Origin of the sequence: Planctomicrobium stercoris (assembly GCF_051465655.1) — a bacterium.
Taxonomy (GTDB): domain Bacteria; phylum Planctomycetota; class Planctomycetia; order Planctomycetales; family Planctomycetaceae; genus Planctomicrobium.
In genome coordinates this window covers 2,564,072-2,583,268 of the sequence record NZ_CP195791.1, presented here as the reverse complement: position 1 = coordinate 2,583,268, position 19,197 = coordinate 2,564,072, and the positions used below count along the sequence as shown (strand labels likewise).

Annotated in this window: 11 protein-coding genes; 6 read left to right on the top strand and 5 right to left on the bottom strand. The window is 57.6% G+C overall.

Annotation, left to right across the window (positions count from 1 at the left end; genetic code table 11):
* Positions 1 to 25 precede the first annotated feature (25 nt).
* Both SH661x_RS10690 and SH661x_RS10685 read right to left on the bottom strand, forming a co-directional pair.
* Positions 26 to 460, bottom strand: a complete 435-nt coding sequence (locus SH661x_RS10690; RefSeq protein ID WP_437230774.1) for a carboxypeptidase-like regulatory domain-containing protein — start codon at positions 458 to 460, stop codon at positions 26 to 28.
* Positions 461 to 845: 385 nt separating this feature from the next.
* Positions 846 to 1,817, bottom strand: coding sequence for a DUF1559 family PulG-like putative transporter (locus tag SH661x_RS10685; protein WP_437230772.1), 972 nt, complete (start codon positions 1,815 to 1,817; stop codon positions 846 to 848).
* Positions 1,818 to 2,461: 644 nt separating this feature from the next.
* Between SH661x_RS10685 and SH661x_RS10680 the strand changes: the two genes are divergently transcribed.
* The 6 genes from SH661x_RS10680 to SH661x_RS10655 all read left to right on the top strand — a co-directional run bounded on the left by SH661x_RS10680 (position 2,462) and on the right by SH661x_RS10655 (position 14,356).
* Complete coding sequence (locus SH661x_RS10680) at positions 2,462 to 3,148, top strand: FadR/GntR family transcriptional regulator (RefSeq protein WP_437230770.1); 687 nt, start codon at positions 2,462 to 2,464, stop codon at positions 3,146 to 3,148.
* Positions 3,145 to 7,392 (top strand): DUF1592 domain-containing protein, encoded by a 4,248-nt coding sequence (locus SH661x_RS10675; RefSeq protein WP_437230768.1) that lies wholly within the window; start codon positions 3,145 to 3,147, stop codon positions 7,390 to 7,392. The genes SH661x_RS10680 and SH661x_RS10675 overlap by 4 nt, the downstream gene beginning before the upstream one ends.
* A gap of 26 nt (positions 7,393 to 7,418) precedes the next feature.
* Entirely contained in the window at positions 7,419 to 8,723 is a 1,305-nt protein-coding gene (locus SH661x_RS10670; protein WP_437230766.1) for a DUF1552 domain-containing protein, read from the top strand.
* A gap of 180 nt (positions 8,724 to 8,903) precedes the next feature.
* Positions 8,904 to 12,002 (top strand): PSD1 and planctomycete cytochrome C domain-containing protein, encoded by a 3,099-nt coding sequence (locus tag SH661x_RS10665; protein ID WP_437230764.1) that lies wholly within the window; start codon positions 8,904 to 8,906, stop codon positions 12,000 to 12,002.
* A 68-nt stretch (positions 12,003 to 12,070) separates the two neighbouring features.
* Entirely contained in the window at positions 12,071 to 13,501 is a 1,431-nt protein-coding gene (locus SH661x_RS10660; protein ID WP_437230762.1) for a DUF1501 domain-containing protein, read from the top strand.
* A 57-nt stretch (positions 13,502 to 13,558) separates the two neighbouring features.
* Positions 13,559 to 14,356, top strand: coding sequence for an SDR family NAD(P)-dependent oxidoreductase (locus SH661x_RS10655; protein ID WP_437230760.1), 798 nt, complete (start codon positions 13,559 to 13,561; stop codon positions 14,354 to 14,356).
* A 171-nt stretch (positions 14,357 to 14,527) separates the two neighbouring features.
* Here SH661x_RS10655 and SH661x_RS10650 read toward each other — a convergent pair whose 3' ends face one another.
* The 3 genes from SH661x_RS10650 to SH661x_RS10640 all read right to left on the bottom strand — a co-directional run bounded on the left by SH661x_RS10650 (position 14,528) and on the right by SH661x_RS10640 (position 18,673).
* Positions 14,528 to 15,076, bottom strand: coding sequence for a Crp/Fnr family transcriptional regulator (locus SH661x_RS10650; RefSeq protein ID WP_437230758.1), 549 nt, complete (start codon positions 15,074 to 15,076; stop codon positions 14,528 to 14,530).
* 306 nt (positions 15,077 to 15,382) lie between these two features.
* Entirely contained in the window at positions 15,383 to 16,612 is a 1,230-nt protein-coding gene (locus SH661x_RS10645) for a Glu/Leu/Phe/Val family dehydrogenase (RefSeq protein WP_437230756.1), read from the bottom strand.
* A 276-nt stretch (positions 16,613 to 16,888) separates the two neighbouring features.
* On the bottom strand, positions 16,889 to 18,673 hold the full coding sequence (locus SH661x_RS10640) for a hypothetical protein (protein WP_437230754.1): 1,785 nt from the start codon (positions 18,671 to 18,673) through the stop codon (positions 16,889 to 16,891).
* Between the last annotated feature and the right edge of the window lie 524 nt (positions 18,674 to 19,197).

Here is a 19,197-nt window from a genome sequence, read left to right as displayed (position 1 = left end):
TTCGCTCTGGGAGCCTCTGCTCCGGTCACTTTTTCTTGAGGTCAAGATCCAGGACGTTGTCCTTGAGTTGAACTTCAAAATCGAGTCCGCTGGTTTTGGTCTGCATGTAACTCTTGGGGAAGTCGATCTTCACCTGATTGGCTTTCGGGTTGAGCGCGAGTTCCATCGAATTCACCTGCGGAGCCGCCGGAGGGGCGATTGTCACCACATAGTGACCAATGGGGACGCCGTTCTCTGGAAACTGCGAGATGATTTTGAAAGCGCCCGCCTCGTCCGTCGTTCCTGAGAACACAAATCCATCGTCCTCATTACTGATGACGACCTGTGTTCCTTTCTGCAGGGGAGCTCCCGCGAGCGTCAGCTTGCCCGAGACGGGTGCTGTTTCGCTGTGAGCTCTTCCCGAACTTCGACCACATCCCGAAATGAGGATCAGGCACGAGAGTGCCAGCACAGTTCGCACAATGATTGTCCTTTCAAAAGGAACGGAAATAGAGATGCGTCACGCCGTACCAAACTTCATGTCAAGCCAGTTCACACAACCCCGGGGGTCACTCATCGCCCGGGGCTGCGTGCTGGATTTCTTCATGCCGAGGCCAGAACTGACAGCAACACTGCTGTTTGATTTTTTCAGAGTACGCTCGGGAGCAGGTGCATCAAGCCGCATCTTGTTCCGAATGCACTCGCTCACGCTTCGTGCTCTGACAGATCATCTTTTGAGCTTTTTAAGAAGTCGAACCGGCCTCCTGGAGCGAATCTCACGAAGCAGTTGCGTTCCGGCGGCGATAAACACAGCTTTCGAGCAATGAATCAACCAGAATCGCCGCCACACTCCCCTGAGACAGGGGCTAGAACTCGCCCAGCACCTGACCGTCATCCCGGGAACAGAGGATGCGGAGAGTCAGCATGTTGATGTTCTCAGAGATGAAGCGAACCGAGCCATCTGCCAGGGTAACCTGAACTCCGCCCGCATGAGGCGAGTTCATGGGATTGTTGGTCCCGTAGTTTGCAATCATTCCATTCGCTGCTGTGTTGAAGACAGCGTTGGGCGGGTAGCGCACGGAAGTCACGTTGAACATGCGAGGATCGGGGTGCGACGCAAGATCCCCGGTCGCCTGTGTGCCCATCATCCATCCGTGCTCCGTGCCAGCAGCGCCGGATTCAGTGAGATTTCCTGCAGCGTCTTTATAAAAATTGGACGCTTCACCAATGATCATGGTATTGGAGGCCCCGTCATTGATCGAGCGAAACCCGACCGTGCTCAGGTATCCAAGGATTCCATTCTTTGCAAGGATTCCAGCGCCGGTTCCGATTTCCCGTGCGTCCGTAAAACCGTTGCCGGAGACTCCTCCAGAGATTCCCGGATAGCAACTATGCGGTTCGTAAGTTGGACCGGTCCCATAAAGGTCGGGCCCGCGGAGATTGAGTGGCGAAGACGCACACTGAAAAGCAGGGATGATGGCGTTCAACGCATACAGCTTATTTGTGTCGTGAACGGGCGCGAAGCCGTCATTCACCCCGGTCCAGACCAGCTTGTTATAGAGCGGCGCCTGGTCAATATACGGAAGGATCATGGCATTGAAGGAAGGCCCGAAACCACCCGCTCCTCCCATTCTGACCCCGAAGGGAAACATGTTGTGGGCATCGTGGTAATTGTGGAGTGCCAGTCCCATCTGCTTGAGGTTGTTTTTGCACTGGCTGCGGCGGGCAGCTTCGCGGGCCTGCTGAACGGCTGGCAGCAGCAATGCGATCAGCACAGCAATGATCGCGATCACGACCAGAAGCTCAATAAGAGTGAATCCACGACTTCGAATTTTCATGATGCAGAACTCCTCAAGCGAAAGTGATCAAGAACGAGAACGGAAGTACGGGCATTGCATCTCCCTCTTTCACGGGCCTCACAATTGAACTGGTGTTCAAGGCGTCGCAGACGGAACTCGCGAGTGGATCGCCTGTCGAATGGCCTGCGAAAGGGAGCGGATTCGCGAACAGTTGCTCGAGTGAGCAGGAAACGACAGATATCAATCTATTCGATGATCTGATGATATCTCATCAGCAATAGTGGATGTCAAGGCAGGAACGACGACGATCCTCATTGTATGCCAGGCCGACACCTTCCAAGACGCACAAATCCAGGATGCTTCCTGCCAAGACTGGGCAGCCCCCGGAATTGGCTCCCTTTTTCGCCCGAACTGCCAGTCCCGGCTGACAATCTTTCTCCAACCAGACTGACTTAGGTTTTGGAGAATCTGCGGCACAGGCGTTACAATCCGACGGGGCCAAGTCGGGCCTTCTTACGCCAGTACGTCCGAAAACCGCAGAAATCTGCCAATTCAGCCGAGGGACGAAGTCTCTCGAATTCGCATCAGTGCATTCTTCTCTGAGTTGACACTGAGCTGATTGTCAGATAATCTAATGGGACGTAGCTGGACTTTTACTGTCGCAACTCACGTAAAGGGAGTTCATGCTCAAGCCCATCGGTAAAACCAAGCTCCGTGACGTCGTCGCCAATCAGCTCAAACGCTTCATCCTGGATGGAGATCTTAAGCCAGGTGACCGGCTCCCGACCGAAGTCGAACTCGCAGTTTCCTTTGGCGTCAGTCGGCTCAGCCTGCGCGAAGCCACCAAATCACTCGAATACCTTGGAATTGTTGAATCGAAACCAGGGCGGGGACTGTCGGTCGGCAGTCTCAACATGGACCGTGTCACGGAATGCATCGGGTTCCACCCGGCCCTCCTGGGCGCGGCACCCGACGTCCTGATCGGAACCCGAATCGCACTGGAAACCGGGGTTCTGCCTTACACCTGTGAGGCGATGAAACAGGATCCCGCCATTTACGAATCACTGAACGCCATCAATACCGAGTTACGCGAAACGCGAACTTTGCAGCGATGGGTGGAACTGGACATCCGTTTTCACCGGGAACTGGTGCAGGCCAGCGGCCTGACTCCGCTCATGCCCTTCACGGACGTGCTGGCGGTCTTCTTCCGGAGATTCCGGGAAAGTGTGCAGAAAAAGGAATGGTCGCAAGGGGTTTCCAGCCATCAGCGGATCATTGACTCCCTGCGGGACGGAAACGTCGCGGACGCAGTGGAAACGCTGAAGGCGCATGTGGAATGTCACAAAGGTCGAACGGAAGCTTTGGAATGATGGTTTGCGCTCAACTTGCAGCTTCAGAAACTCGAACAAAGCCTGTCGGAATCTGGCAGCTTGGAATCCTGGCCTTGTTCGCGCTGGTTTCTGGAGCAGTTCAGGCATCCGAGTCCGATCAGGGATCTGTTGCTCTGGAGCAAGCCTATCCAGCAAAAGTGCTTCCGCTGATCGCAAAATATTGCGCCGACTGTCATTCCGAGAGTCTCGCCGAGGCCGATCTCAACTTCGATCATTTTTCCAAGATCGCCGAGGTTCGTCGGCATCCCCGCGTCTGGCAGCGAGTCCGGGAGATGCTCAAAAGCGGGCAGATGCCACCGAAGGATGCTCCGCAGCTGACTGCCGATGATCAGACCGCCCTCCTGGGATGGGTCGAAGAGTTCCTGACGTACGAAGCGCGAGCCCACGCCGGCGATCCCGGTCTGGTGATCCTCCGCCGCCTCAATAATGTTGAATACACAAACACCATCCGCGACCTGACCGGGCTGAAGTCGCTGGAGCCCGCTGCGGAGTTCCCAGTCGACGGTGCTGCCGGTGAAGGGTTCACGAACACCGGCGGGGCACTCGTGATGTCGCCGGGACTGCTGACAAAATACCTCGACGCTGCGAAGTCTGTTGCAGCCCACGCTGTCCTTCTCCCCGACGGTTTTACGTTCGGAGAATCGCCGACGCCCACGGACCAGACGCAGGAACGACTCGAACAGATTCGTAATTTCTACTCGCGGTACTGCGACAACCGGGTTGGAGAAAAGGTCAACCTGCAGGGAATTATCTTCAACACAAACGACGGGGGAGGTCTCCCCCTTGACCTCTATCTGGTCGCGTTGGTCGAAGAACGACAGTCGCTGACCGCAGGGACAAAGACTACCGCCGAGGTTGCCAGGCAGCGAAGCCTGAGTCCCAAGTACATGGACCTGCTGTGGAAGGCTCTCAATGAACCGCAGCAGTCACTGCTGCTTTCTCAGATTCAATCGCAGTGGAAAGCGGCAGATCTGAAGGACAGTTCCACTCTTGTTGCCGAGATTGCTGCCTGGCAGCGCGCAGTCTGGAAGTTTTCGACGGTCGCACACATCGGAAAGATTGGCGGCCCGAAAGCGTGGCTCGAGCCGATCTCCCCGTTGGCGACACATCAGGATCTGAAGCTGACCGTTCCGACCTCCCTGGATGGCAAGGCCGTCACGCTGGCGATGATTGCCCGCGATGTCGACGGGAACACCGAACAGGATGTCGTGATCTGGGAAAAGCCTCGACTCGTTTCTCCCGGACGCCCCGACATTCTTCTGCGTGATATCAGACAGTTGACGCAGGGTCTCGCCGAACGACGGGCCCGGATTTTTGGAAGCACTGCCGAGTGCCTGGACGCTGTTGAAGTTGTCGCACAGGACGCCTCCCACATCGCCGATGTGGCTCGCGAGCGGAAGATTGACGAACAGGTTCTTCGATCATGGCTCGCCTTTCTGGGCCTGGGAGAGACTCCTCCTGAGCTGAAGGGGCTGTTCACGGGACGCCTCACCAAAACGGGCGACTATGATTTCATTCAGGGCTGGGGATCGGAACCGACCCCGCTGCTGCTCACCAATTCCTCGGACCAGCATGTGCGGATCCCGGGCAACGCATTCCCGCACAGCGTGATGGTCCATCCGAACCCGGAGCTTGCAGCCGGCGTCGCCTGGAGAAGTCCGGTCACCGGTCATTTCCGAATTGACGCCCATGTTCAAGACGCCCACCCGGAATGCGGCAACGGAGTTTCCTGGGCTCTGGAAGTTCGACGCGGAAAGATTCGTCAACAACTCGCTGCCGGCACATCCGACGGTGCAGCCCCAATCGCAGTCGGCCCCTTTGACAACGTCTCCGTTCACAAAGGCGAACTGGTGGTGTTGCTGATTGGCCCCCGGGATGGCGATCATGCGTGCGATCTGACAACGATTGATCTTTCGCTGCAGTCGGCAAGTGATTCGTCCCGCTCCTGGAAGTTGTCCACGGACGTTGCTGGAAATGTGCTCCAGGGAAATCCTCATCAGGATTCACACGGCAATCCGGATGTCTGGGCATTCTTTGTCGAAGCACAGCAGAAGGATCCGACCCGTCTTCCGGTTCCCGCGGGCTCGCTGCTGGCGAAGTGGGAATCTGCAACAGACCCACAGGAAAAGAAGGCACTGGCTGAGCAAGTCGAGAAACTTCTGACAGGTCCCCGGCCGGCCGATGGTCCAGACCTGGCGCTCTATCAACAATTGAATTCCTTCGACGGTCCGCTCTTCAGCACCAAAGAGCATCTGGCCTCGAACAACGATGAGCAGAAAAATACCGAAGCCTGGGGACTTGATCCCTCCTTGTTCGGCGGCACGGTGAACGGCGTGACAATCGATCCCGCGAGCTTGCGAGTTCACGCTCCAGCGATCGTCCAGTTCCAGCTTCCTCCGGATCTGGCGGACAAGTACGAACTGGTTGTCGGAGCGCAGCTGGACCCGGCGGGTTCCGAAGGGGCGGTTCAGGTCGAACTCGCACTGGGTGATCCCGCTGCCGGACTGGGAATTGTCTCTCACGCGGGACCACTTTCTGCTTCGGCGCAGAAGACTCTGACTCCGCGTATTGATTCCACACGACCGATCCTCGTCCGGGAACAGGGAAAAACTCGTGAGAAATTCGAACAGGCGTTTGAGAATTTCCGTTCGCTGTTCCCCGCTGCTCTGTGTTACACGAAAATCGTCCCGGTCGATGAAGTGGTGACATTGAAACTGTTCTATCGCGAGGACGACCAGCTTCGCAGACTGATGCTGGACGAAGCTGAAACAGCGGAGCTCAACAGACTCTGGGACGAGCTGCACTACATCAGTCAGGATGCGATTGCCGAGGTGGACGTCTATCTGCAGCTGATGGAATATCTGTCGCAGGATGCCGATCCCAGCCTGTTTGAGCATCTCCGTCAGCCGATTTACGAGAACGCGGAAGCCTTCCGCAAGCAGCTGATTGCGAGCGAGCCCAGTCATCTCGCCCATCTGATGAAGTTTGCCGAGAAGGCGTTCCGACGTCCTTTGAAGCAATCGGAAATCGACGAAATCTCGCAGTTGTACGCCTTGCTGCGAAAAGAAGAACTTTCGCATGAGGATTCCTTCAGGCTGACGCTTGCGAAAATCCTGGTGTCGCCGGACTTCCTGTACCACGTGGAAATCCCGCCCGCCGGAACGGCCGCGAAGCCGGTCAACGACTGGGAGCTGGCGAGTCGCCTGAGCTACTTCCTGTGGTCATCCACTCCCGATGAAGAGCTGCTGCAACTCGCCCGTGAAGGGAAGCTGAGCCAGCCGGACGTTCTTCTGGCGCAGGCGCACCGGATGCTCAAGGATGAACGTGCCCGCCGACTGGCGACCGAATTCGCTTGTGCCTGGCTGCACGTTCACGGATTCGACGAGCATGACGAGAAGAGCGAAGCGTACTTCCCCACCTTCGCGGAGATGCGTCATGACATGTACGAAGAAACGATCCTGTTCTTCCAGGACCTGTTCGCCAATAACGGATCTGTTCTCGACATTCTGGACGCCGATTACACATTTTTGAACGAGCGGCTCGCGAATCATTATGGAATTCCCGGGGTGACGGGCGAAGAATGGAGAAAAGTGGAGAACGTGAAAGCGTTCAACCGTGGGGGAATTCTGGCCCATGCGACCACGCTGTCGAAACAGTCCGGCGCTTCACGGACCAGTCCGATTCTGCGTGGAAACTGGATCAGCGAATCCCTGCTCGGGGAACGTCTGCCTCGCCCTCCGCCCGGAATTCCTCCGCTGCCGGACGACCCGTCTGCGTTCGCGGGACTGACCATGCGTCAGATCGTGGAAAAGCACAGCAGCGACGCCAAGTGTGCCGTCTGCCATCAGCGCATCGACCCGATGGGATTTTCACTGGAAGCCTTTGACGGGATCGGACGACATCGGATTCGTGAAGAAGGGGATCAGCCGCTGAACGTCGCGGTGACGACCATGGAAGGGGTCTCGTTTACGGGGCTGGAAGGACTGCGGGAATATCTGCTGACGGTTCGCAAAGAGGCGTTCCTGCGGCAGTTCTCCAAGAAGCTGCTGGGATATGCCCTGTGCCGTTCGGTGGAGCTTTCCGATGAAACACTCCTGGCTCAGATCCGATCCGATCTGGAGACAAACAACTATCAGGTGGATGTCGCCCTGCGTGACATTCTGCTGAGCCCACAGTTTCGAGAAATTCGCGGCCGTGATGTCGTGAACGAAGACGCACACTAGTTATCTGTTTGAGAGGGACCGGTTCGATGAATCTGCATCACTTTTCTCGCCGAAACTTCCTGCGCGGCATCGGGGTCAGCATGGCGCTGCCGTGGCTGGAATCGCTCCCGGTCTGGGGCGATGAACCCCAGGGCAAAGAACCGGGCAGCGAAGCTCCCGTCCGTCTGGCAGTCCTCTTCTGCGGCAACGGTTTTCATGCCGGGGAATGGTGGGCGAAAGGGGAAGGGGCCAACATGGAGCTGGGGCGCGTCCTCTCTCCACTGCACGAATTTCGCGAGAAGATGCTCTTCATCCGGGGTCTCTACAACGCGGAAGCGCTGAAGGGAAATATCCACAGCTCGCAGACGGGGAACCTGCTCTCAGGAGCCCCTCTGGCATCGGGTGGGGACATCCGCTCCGGAACCAGCGTCGACCAGTTCCTGGCCCAGACCTATGGCCGATCGAACAAGGTCTCAAGTCTTGTTCTGGGATGTGAAAAGTCAAACCCATCGGTCCACAAGAACTATTCGATGCTTTACAGCTCGCATATTTCCTGGACCTCGCCAACGACTCCAACTCCATTGGAGCTCTATCCCGCACTGGCATTTGACCGTCTCTTTAAAGAAGGGGCCCAGAAGGGGGATCGCAGCGTTCTGGATGCCGTTCTGGCTGATGCGGTTGACCTGCGCAGGCAGATCAGCACAAGCGATCAGCGGAAGCTCGATGAATACCTGGATTCGGTCCGCGATGTGGAAATGCGCATCGAGCAGGCAGGAAAAGTAGGCGAACTTCAGGGTTGGCGGCCCACGCTGCTGCAGCCGAACATGAAACGTCCGCCCGATGGAATTCCGCAGAACATCGCCGATCATATGCGGCTGATGTGCGACATCCTCGTGCTGGGCTTCCAGACCGACACGACCCGTGTCTCCACACTGAAGCTGAACAATGACCACTCTTCGCTGCGATTCCCGCACCTGAACGTGGACTACATGATTCATCACCTGCTGTCGCACTCGGATTCCGAAGACTGGCTGAAGGTGAATCAGTTCTTCGTCGAGCAACTGGCGTACATCGCACGCCGGCTGGATGCGATTCAGGAAGGGGAAAGAACGGCGTTGGACAATTCCATGCTGCTGTTCTGCTCGAGCATGATGTCCGGGGCACACGACGCGACTCAGCTGCCGGTGGTGCTTGTCGGACGAGGTGGAGGCCAGATCCAGACCGGCCGCGTGCTCGATTACCGCGACAATCCGGAACGTCAGTTCTGCCGTTTGCATATGTCCTTAATGAGCAAGATGGGGGTGCATGTGAAGCAGTTTGGCGACGCCACCAGCCCCTTGCCGGAAGTCTGATCCGTCAGACCTGGGATTTGAAATGTTTGCGACGCTGGTGCGGTGCGAGCTGGTCCTGATCGGGCCAGCCGTATCCGCAGCTACGTAGAGGTCGTTTTGTCGCCATCCGCGAAGTCGAGTCTCACCCCCTGAGTCTCTGGGTCCCTGCCAGATGTCGTTGGTCACAACTGGGTCATCATTATGTTCCACCCCGTTCGAACATTGGGAATCGCCTGCGTCGTCCTCGGTGGACTCTCCTTCCGCGCGCATGCGGAAGACAATCCGGATGCGTCTGCAGCGTTCTTTGAGAACGAAATTCGTCCGCTGCTGGTTGAACACTGCATTCAGTGTCACGGGCCGAAGAAGTCGGAGTCGGGGCTGCGGCTGGATCAGTTTGAACGGGTGATGAAAGGAGGCGATTCCGGCCCCGCCATCGTCCCGGGTCATCCGGACGAGAGCCTGATTCTCAAGGCGATTCGTCATGAAGACGGTCTCGAAATGCCTCCGGAAGGGAAGTTGAACGACCACCAGATCTCGGCGGTGACACGTTGGATTAACGCCGGATCGCACTGGCCGGACGGGATGAAGCTGGCTGGCGAAGGTCCAGCTCTGCGAAGCGGCCCGGTCACCGATGAAGACAGAGCCTTCTGGTCGTTTCAGCCGGCCGTTGACTCGACTCCCCCACAGGTGGAAACGACAGCTGCATCTCACAACGCAATCGATCAGTTCATTCTTAAAGCGCTGCAGGAGAAAGGGCTCACCACCCGTCCGCCTGCCGACAAGCGGACGCTGTTACGCCGCGCGACTTACGACCTGACTGGACTTCCTCCATCCCCGGAAGAAATGGATGCGTTTCTTGCGGACGATTCACCCCGCGCGTTTGAAACAGTGGTCGAACGGTTACTGGCATCGCCCGCCTACGGCGAGCGCTGGGGACGCCACTGGCTGGATGTTGTCCGATACGCCGATACGGCCGGTGAAACGGCAGACTACCCCGCGCCGCTGGCGTTCCAGTATCGCAACTGGGTCATCAATGCCGTCAACGCCGACCAGCCTTATGACGAGTTTCTCCGTGAACAGATTGCGGGAGACATCCTCGGCCAGAAACTGCTCGAAGAAGCTCATGGATCACTGGATGCCCGGACCCTGCAGCGCTATCGCGACATGATGACAGCGACCGGGTTCATTGCGATCTCGCGCCGCTTCGGGTTCGACAGCCAGAATTATCAGTACCTGACCATTCAGGATACCATCGACACGATCGGCCAGTCCGTGCTGGGCCTTACGCTGGGCTGTGCCCGCTGTCATGACCATAAATTCGATCCGGTCAACACGGACGACTATTACGCCTGGTACGGCATCTTCGACAGCACTCTCTATTCCTTCCCGGGCTCGGAAGAAAAGAAACGGCCTGCCGACCTGTTTCCCAGCCTCCCGGATTCTTTGGTGACTACGACCATCGAAGAATACGACGCCAACATGGCTCGGCTGGACCAGGAAATCCTGCAACTCCGAGAACAGATCTCCGCCTCCAGCAATGCCTGGATCGCTGCCGGGTTTGATGGTTTTGAAGAGCAGCCTCTGAATGAGTCACCGAACGGACAATACCAGCCGCTGGGGCAGGTGACAGTGACTGAGTCGGCACAGAGTCCATTCGACAACGTCTTTGTTCCTGGCACGCGGGGATTCGCATTCCCGTCCAACGGGGAGAACAATGCGTTCCTGCGAAAGCTGGAACCAGCACACACCGCTCAGACAGCACCGGTGCTGTACTACAACCTCGACTTCCGCAACCATACCGCCCCCGCGGGGGGCTCGCGCGGCTATCGACTGTATCTGGGCCGCGGTCCGGGAGCGTCTGCCGCAGTGGAACTCGGTGTCGGAGCAACGGAACTCTTTGTCCGCAACGGCGAGCACTATCAGCCGATCCATCAGCTGCTGGCAGACGAGTGGTACAATCTCCAGCTGGTGGTCAATCTCGAGACCAGAACGTACTCCGGGACGGTACGCAGTTCCACGGGGGTTGCGGAATTCTCCAACATCGCCTTCAGCCCCGGTTGGGACGGGACAATCGACACGACATTCGTCGATGCATATGGTCCTCTTCAGGGGATTCCCCCCGCTCACGACATTGACAACCTTGCGGTCTCGATGGTTCCGTTTGTGCGGGAGCAGGTCAGCGAAGAAGAGCAGAAGCAGATCAACAAGCAGATTCAGGACTGGAAGGTTCAAATGCTCGCCCTCGAAAAAGAGAGGGCCAGGCAGAAGAAGGCAGGACCGTTTGACCGGATTTACGGGGCACGAGAAACCGCATCACCGCATGATTCTCCGATCCAGCTGCGCGGCGAACCACTCAAGCCCGGCCCGGTCGTTCCCCGCAAAGACCTGACCGTCCTCAGCAATGAAAAGGTCGCGGAAGGTGCAGGCAGCGGTCGGCTGCAACTGGCTGAATGGCTGACCCGACCGGAGAATCCACTCACCGCGCGAGTGATGGCCAATCGCATCTGGCAGCGGCATTTCGGAAATGGCCTGGTCGGAACCGAAAACGATTTCGGGTTCCGAGGCGAACGACCATCGCATCCAGAACTTCTCGACTGGCTGACCGTCCGATTCAAGGAATCCGGCTGGTCACTCAAAGCCATGCACCGACTGATCATGGCTTCCGCTGCGTACCAGCAAGGGAGTGATGCCGATCCCGCCGCTGCCGAGCTTGATCCCGACAACCGGCTGCTCTGGCGATTCAGTCCGCGTCGACTGAGTGCTGAGGAGATTCGCGACTCCATGATGTTCGTCAGCGGGGAACTCGACCCCGCAATGGACGGCCCTCATCCTTTCCCGGAGCCGGAGACCTGGAACTATTCGCAACACGGTCCGTTTTATGCCGCGTATCCCAGCTCGCATCGCAGCATTTACCTGATGCAGCAGCGGATGAAACAGCATCCCTTCCTGGGGCTGTTTGACGGGGCTGACACAAATGCCAGTACACCGCATCGACAGTTGACGACGGTTCCCACGCAGGCGCTGTACCTGATGAACAACGAGTTCATTCACAACAGCTCCCGGCTGATGGCCCAACGGTTCATGCAATCATCCGACAGTGACGAAGTCCGCATCAACAACGCGTTTCTCTCCGCATTCGGTCGTCCGGCCGAAGCGAACGAGATTCAGGAATCGCTGGAGTTTCTCGCCCGATATCAGTCGGCCATGGCAACTGCACCAGCGGATCAGGCGCTGGCAAGCAGCTGGGCGGCACTGATGAGAACCTTGCTGATCCGCAACGAGTTTCTGTTTGTGAATTAGAGCAGGTGCTGACACATCTGCATCACGTTGAACCTGCTTGGAAGTCCTGAACTGGAAGTGGTGAGCACATGTCTCGTCCGCAAACAAATCTGAACCCGGAAATCGCCAGCGTCTCGTTGGATTCGCGTCGCCAGTTCCTTCAGCGAGCCATCGGAGGCTGCGGGGCACTGGCACTCAATGCAATGCTTTCGGAAGAGGCCAAAGCGTCAGCCGATCCGCTGGCAGCCAAGCAGCCGCATCTTCCCGCGAAAGCCAAACGGGTCATCTTCCTGTTCATGACCGGAGGAGTTTCGCACGTCGAATCGTTCGACCCGAAACCGCAACTGGCTGCCAGCCAGAACAAGACGATCACCGTCGACAACTTTCAGGGGAAGCTTGGTGAGTTCACCATGTACCTGAAGCGACCAATCTGGAACTTCCAGCCCGGCGGCAAGTGCGGTACCGAGGTCAGCGATCTGTTTCCGCACATGCGGACGATGGCAGACGAGATGTGCGTCATCCGCTCGATGTCGACGGACCACACGAATCACTACGAAAGCACGCTGGGAATGCACTGCGGCTCGTGGACGTTCGCCCGCCCGAGCATCGGTGCCTGGGTGAGCTACGGCCTGGGAACAGAAAACAAAAACCTCCCCTCGTTCATGGTCATTGCTCCACAGCCGCCTTACGCCGGTAACCAGACATGGGGAAGCGACTTCCTCCCCGGTACTCACCAGGGGACTCACATCACCCCGGGAAGCAATCCGATTCCGAATATTCGTCCGCAGGTGGCCACGACTGAACTGCAGTCGCTTGAGCTGGAACTTCTTCACCGGGCGAATCAGCGGCACCTGCAGCAGAATCCTGCGGAAGAGGCATTGCAGGCACGAATCCGTTCTTTCGAAACCGCATTCGGTATGCAGCATGACGCTCCTGAAGCCATGGATCTCTCCGGCGAAACCGCTGAGACTCTGGCGATGTACGGGCTGCAACCGGGGCAGACATCCGGGTTCGGCTGGCAGTGTCTGGTTGCCCGCAGACTGGCAGAGCGCGGTGTCCGCTTTATCGAACTGATCGACGTTGGAGCCTCTGGAAACTGGGACGCCCATGGAGATATGACGACGCACGCTCCACTGGCAAAGAACGTCGATCAGGCAGTCGCCGCTTTACTCACGGACCTGAAACAGCGCGGCATGCTGGATGAAACACTGGTGGTCTGGACCACGGAATTCGGCCGCACCCCGTACAACAATCAGCCCAATCACGCTGGCCGTGAGCATCATCACCAGGTCTTCTCCTCGTGGCTGGCGGGAGGAGGAGTGCAGGGGGGGATCACGTACGGAACGTCCGACGAATTCGGAATTGCAGTGGCTGAGGACAAAGTTCATGTACACGATTTCCACGCCACCTTGCTGCACCTGCTCGGGCTCAATCACGAACAATTGACATTCCGCCACGCTGGTCGTGACTATCGACTGACCGATGTGCACGGGAAAGTCGTCCAGAAGATTCTGGCCTGACACATTTCTTTTTCCACTTGCTCTGACGAACCGAAAAACATCTGAAAGTGCTCAGTCATGTCTTTGTTTGATCTTTCCGGCCGGGTGGCTGTGATTTCTGGTGCAGCCAGCGGTCTGGGGCGGGCCTCCGCGATCGCGCTGGCAGAACACGGAGCCGACCTGCTGCTGGCCGACATCAACGAACCTGGCCTGAAGGAGATCACCGCAGAAGTCGAATCCCGCGGCCGACGTGCGGTCCCCGTGGTCTGCAATGTTTCAGACCCAGTCCAGATTGATGCACTCTTTCAGAAGCTGGACGAGACGTTTGGGCGCATCGATTTCCTGGGGAACATCGCCGGCGAACCGATCATGGCTTCCCCCGAGTCGATCACACTCGAACAGATCCAGCGGGTGTTTCAGAATCTCGTGATCGGCCGCTTTCATATGTGTCAGCATGCCGGAAAAAGAATGCTCGCGGCCGGGCGAGGGAGCATTCTGAACATCGGCTCGCTGGCGAGTACGACAGCACTGGGACGCGGACATATCGCCTATAGCATGGCGATGGGAGCTGTCGTTCAGATGACCCGTGAACTCAGCACGGAATGGGCCGGGCGGGGAATTCGCGTCAATGCGATTCTCCCTGCTCAGGTGATGAATCCGAGTCTCGAAAAGCGGATTGCCAACGACCCCACTCTGTGCGATCAGTGGCTCAGCGGGATTCCTCGTGGTCGACTTGGACGCTCGACGGATATTCAGGGACTGGTCGTGCTGCTCGCTTCGGATGCCTCCGACTGGATCACCGGCACGCTCATTCCCATGGACGGCGGCAACCTCGCGATGAACGCTGGCGGAACCATCGGCAAGAATCCCGCGTGAAGCCTTCGGCTGGAATGACGCAAATTTAGGTTGACTCGAATCCGACACAAGATGTGTGTTTGCGTGCCACGGCTCTGTGAGCCGTGTGGACAGTCCGAACTGGCAGAGTTGGCTGCATGTTCGGAACTGCTCGCAGAGCAGTGGCACCCGGCTTGCGGTTCTTCGACCGTATTACTCGAAGAGATTCGTGTACAGTTTCGAACGGAACTCCTGCCACTCTTTGTGGCGTTGTCCGTCGGAATCTTTCTCGACAAGCTCGCAAGTCCATTCATCCATCCGCCGCAGCCGGTCCGAGAGGACCCGGACGATGTTTACAGCGATCTTCTGACCTGCGGACGGGGACTGTCGGCACAGATCGTCGTAGTCTTCGCGCATCAGCCGCATCGTCTCCACCTGATCGACAGAACGGACCGAAGCCGAGTGCGCGACGGGATGCAGGAAAGACATCTCTCCGAAGATGTTTCCCGGTTCGAGAATCGCCAGCCGGCTGTCCTTCCGGTGACCATGCTTGACGACCTCGCAGGTTCCCCGCAGCACGATCCAGACGCCGTGGTACTGGTTCCCCTCGGTCAGGATCTCGTCACCAGGGCTGAAGCCTTCAAACTTCACGCGTCTGAGAAATGCATGCATTTCCTCAGTGGTCAAACCGCTGAGCAGTGAGCAACGTTCCAGAACTCCCTGGAACTTTTCAATCGTTTCGACGGGATCACGATCCTGCATGGGGAAGTCTCTTTCGGTGAGAGATGTGACCAGTTTGGGCTATCGTGTGCAGGCGAATCAGGATCTTCACCGCATGAAGTCCATATTATCGCCTGCGGAACGTAATAGATTATTGGCAAAACCGCTCTAGCCCCTGTCTCAGGGGGTGTGGCAGCGAATCCTGACACAATGAAGTTCAAACACTAGGTTTATCGCCGCCGGAACGCCACACTCTCATGAGTTGCGATCCAGTGGCCCGGTCTCTGTTGCTGGATTCTCGCACTCGGAGAGTGCGAGATACTCTCCGGGTGCAGAAATTTTTACTTCTCAAATCCCCGCCAGGACAGTGGCGCGGCCCACCCGTCCAATTCCCAGAACGTAGGCCGCTGTCCGCAGCGGGATCTTCTTCTCTGTGCCGATCTTCCAGACGCGATCGAAGCTTTCGACCATGATCCTTTCCAGGCGTTTGCGAACTTCCGCCAGCTCCCATTTGAAGTGCTGACGGTTTTGAACCCATTCGAAGTAGCTGACAGTCACGCCCCCGGCATTCGCGAGAATGTCCGGCACGACGAGGATCTGCTTCTTTTCGAAAATCGCATCCGCTTCCGGGGCGGTCGGGTTGTTGGCTGCTTCGATAATGAATCGCGCCCGCACGTCATTGGCGTTCTCGCCGGTGAGCACGCCACCCAGGGCAGCGGGAATCAGCACATCGACATCGGCTGCGAGCAGCTCCTCGTTGCTGATGTTCTGGGCACCCGAAAACTCTTTCACCGCGCCGGTCTGGGCGGCATGCGTGAGAAGTTCGGGGATGTCGATTCCGTCGGCGTTGTAGATTCCGCCATGCTGGTCCGAGACAGCGATGATCTTCGCCCCCATTTCATGCAGGATCCTTGCGGCGTAACTTCCGACGTTTCCGAAGCCTTGAATCGCGATGGTTGCCCCGGCAATGGATCGGTTCGACCGTTCGAGCGTTGCCTGCGTGATGACCGCTACGCCGCGGCCGGTTGCCTCTTCACGACCATCCGCCCCATGCAGTTCCACCGGTTTCCCCGTGACGCAGGCCGGGTTGAACCCATGATACTTCTCATACTGATTCATGATCCACGCCATGGTCTGGGCGTTAGTTCCCATGTCCGGCGCGGGGATGTCTTTATCAGGACCGATGACATCGTGAATCTGATCGATGAACTTGCGGGTGATGCGTTCGATCTCACGCTGACTGACCTTGGAAGGATCGATGGCAATCCCACCTTTCGCCCCGCCGTAGGGAATGTTGACGACCGCGGTTTTCCAGGTCATCAGCGACGCCAGAGCGAGCACTTCGTCCTCATCGACCTCGGGGTGATATCGCAGGCCCCCTTTCATGGGTCCGCGCGCCGCATCATGTTGAATCCGGAAACCGATGAAGGTTGCGATCTGCCCATCATCCATCTCCAGGGCAATCTGGACTTTCACTTCCCGCAGCGGCGTGCTTAATAACGTTCGCATGTTCTGCGAAAGCCCCATCACATCCGCAGCCTGCGAGAAATAGCGTTCTGCCGTCTGATTGGCCGTCATCGTGATCCCCATTCCCAAAAGATGTCTGGGCAGCGGTCCTCTTCGGTTGCCGCTGCGGAATTCTTCTCCCGGATGGTCAGTTCATGCCGGATGGTGACCGGCGGAACACTCCTTGTCCTCTGCAGGAATCTTAGGGTCCAGACCGTGTTCTGGCGATGGCATTTCTCATGATGATCCAGACGCAGCCCTGTCGCGACATCAAGCCGTTATCAATGAAAAAGACCCGCATCGACTGCGGGTCTGGTCTCGAGAGAGGAAAGGATCTGCCGGGGTGAGTTACTTTGCCTTCCGGGCAACTTCCTGGGCAGCGGCGGCTGCATCCTTCACCTTCGCCTCTACCTGCTTCGCGTCAGCTGGTGGCGTGATCGCTTTGGGTTCACCTTCCGTTTTCGCAGAGGTCTCGGGAGCAGCGGGCTTCCCAGCTGCCTCTTCCTTCTTCTCAGCGGCAGGCTTGGCTTCTTCGACTTCCAAGGCAGGATCCGGCTTCTTCAGGATCGGCATCCCCCCCGCCACCGGGGACATCCGGGCGATCTGGGCGTCTGAGAGCTCTTCGATCTGAACTCCGGCGGCCTGCTCAGCTTTCTTCTCTGCTTCGTCCACCCCTGCAGAGAGCTTCTTGAGCACATCCTGCTGCTCGGCCACTTGAGCCGGCTTGAGAGACGGAGCGATCAGAGCAGGAGGCGTCACCAGAGCTGGTGTCTGGGCGAGGGCCGCAGGCTTCAGAGCTTTGCCGCTTTCCATGTTTGCAGAGACCGGACGAGGTTCTTCTGCCACCTGGACCGGAGTCTTCGTTTCTTCCTTCGGGGCACCGTTCTGGTCGACAGGTGTCCCAGGGGTGACGGTCTTCGGTTCTGCCGTGGCTGTGGCAGCGGGCTTGACTTTGATGTTTCCGGGATTGGAGCTCGCTTCCAGCTTCTGAGGCTGAGTCGGCATCGACTCCCCATCCGGAGTTGAGAGGGTCAGAGCCCCTGCCGGAGCAGAAGACTTCTGAGCAATTTCCGGCTGAGCCGTCGGGGTGGAAGTCGGCTCCATGCGCTGACGGAACAAGACGAGGGCGTGCAGCGAGTGGTACAGCGGTCCGCAGTCGGCAGGCTGAGCAGCATTCCGGATCAGGTCGTTGGCGAGAGTCTGGACTCCCGATCGAACCCACTGTTCATCCAGCCGCTTACGAGGAAGCGCGACCATCAGCCACTCGATCATGTGTCCCGAGGACTTGATGCGTTCGTTGAAGTCGTTGCTGAACCCCCGGGCCTTGAAGAACTGAGTGGCAAACGACCCGTCCCGATTCATCATCGCCTGGGAAGCGTTGATATATTGCTGCAGCTTCTGATCTGCTTCCAGCCAGGCTCCCTGCAGTTTCCCGTGTTTCTGCAGGTAAGCATTGCGAGCATAGGCGAGAGCAAACAGGCTGTGGCAACCGCCGCAGGGAGCATTGTAGGGAGAAGAGGCCGTCTGGATGCGGACGAGCCGCTCCATGCTCCACTGTTCACCTTCAAAGTTGGTCCACTGGGTATCCTGATCCAGGTAATGTGTCAGGAACCACAGCGTCCAGGTCGTTTCTTCCTTGGTGGTGACAGACCACTGGGCGTGACGAACCATTTCGGCCATGGTGGCCTTGGTGCCGTCGTTGAGAGTGAACTGATGCGTCAGCGGGAGATCGCACATGGCGATGATGGCGAGCGTCTGGTTGACGTGCCCTTCAAAGTCATACGGGGTCCCGTTGTAAGGATGAGCTTTGGCCCCGGCGGGAGTCCGTTCGAACCATCCCTCACCTTTGAACTTGGCGCCGGCGGTGATGAAGTCGATCGCGTTGACGAATTCATCCCCGTTCTTCAGGGTGTAATTGTTTCGCAGAGCCAGCAGACCGTGAAGAATCTGCCAAGGGGTGTGAACCTGAAAATCGAGGTTCCGCTGACGGGTGATTGCGATCGCCTGGTCAACCAGAGGAATCAGGGGATCTGCAGAAACCGGAGCACCAGGAGCCTTGATGGGATCCGCGATGACCGGGGCCGCAACGGCAGAAATTGCCAGAGCGCAGAGTGCAGCGCGGAAACTTCGCATCGACTTCAATCTCTTAGGAGAAAATGCTTCGAAGAGCGCGCAGGCAGAAGCGAGTCGGCGTTGTGCAAATTGAATGGAGTGCATAATGAAGCCAAAGGGGGGCAAATTCTGGCGTTTCCGCCAAACAGGACAATTGGAGATTGCCCCAGTCCTTGGGTAATTACAGTGAGCATTCCCTGCAGTGAATCTGAGCACAACTTGAAGATCGGATTCTGAAGGTCGAAGGACGATCGTTTTTCACGAAGTCCGGTTATTCGTTCCGCGACATTTTGTGAGAATGAAAATCGACCGGAAGGGGACCTAATCTCAAGTCCGAAAGTCCTCGGCTCAAGGATGACCATATTCTGTGATCGGCATGGCGCCACTGCTTCGTGAGGGCATTCGGCCCGGCCCGTCAACCAAGTCTGACCTTGACCTGTTTTTCCCGTTCTCAGTAACGTCTGCGGCCCTCCACAGATTCCCGATTTTCCCGACCATGATCCTCCGGGCAGTCTCAGCCGGTCGGACCCGATCACGACACAATA

Excerpts from the sequence above, each read along its gene's own strand:
- SH661x_RS10685 (WP_437230772.1), bottom strand. The coding sequence starts at position 1,817 with ATGAAAATTCGAAGTCGTGGATTCACTCTTATTGAGCTTCTGGTCGTG.
- SH661x_RS10680 (WP_437230770.1), top strand. The coding sequence starts at position 2,462 with ATGCTCAAGCCCATCGGTAAAACCAAGCTCCGTGACGTCGTCGCCAAT.
- SH661x_RS10675 (WP_437230768.1), top strand. The coding sequence starts at position 3,145 with ATGATGGTTTGCGCTCAACTTGCAGCTTCAGAAACTCGAACAAAGCCT.
- SH661x_RS10670 (WP_437230766.1), top strand. The coding sequence starts at position 7,419 with ATGAATCTGCATCACTTTTCTCGCCGAAACTTCCTGCGCGGCATCGGG.
- SH661x_RS10665 (WP_437230764.1), top strand. The coding sequence starts at position 8,904 with ATGTTCCACCCCGTTCGAACATTGGGAATCGCCTGCGTCGTCCTCGGT.
- SH661x_RS10660 (WP_437230762.1), top strand. The coding sequence starts at position 12,071 with ATGTCTCGTCCGCAAACAAATCTGAACCCGGAAATCGCCAGCGTCTCG.
- SH661x_RS10655 (WP_437230760.1), top strand. The coding sequence starts at position 13,559 with ATGTCTTTGTTTGATCTTTCCGGCCGGGTGGCTGTGATTTCTGGTGCA.
- SH661x_RS10650 (WP_437230758.1), bottom strand. The coding sequence starts at position 15,076 with ATGCAGGATCGTGATCCCGTCGAAACGATTGAAAAGTTCCAGGGAGTT.
- SH661x_RS10645 (WP_437230756.1), bottom strand. The coding sequence starts at position 16,612 with ATGACGGCCAATCAGACGGCAGAACGCTATTTCTCGCAGGCTGCGGAT.
- SH661x_RS10640 (WP_437230754.1), bottom strand. The coding sequence starts at position 18,673 with ATGCGAAGTTTCCGCGCTGCACTCTGCGCTCTGGCAATTTCTGCCGTT.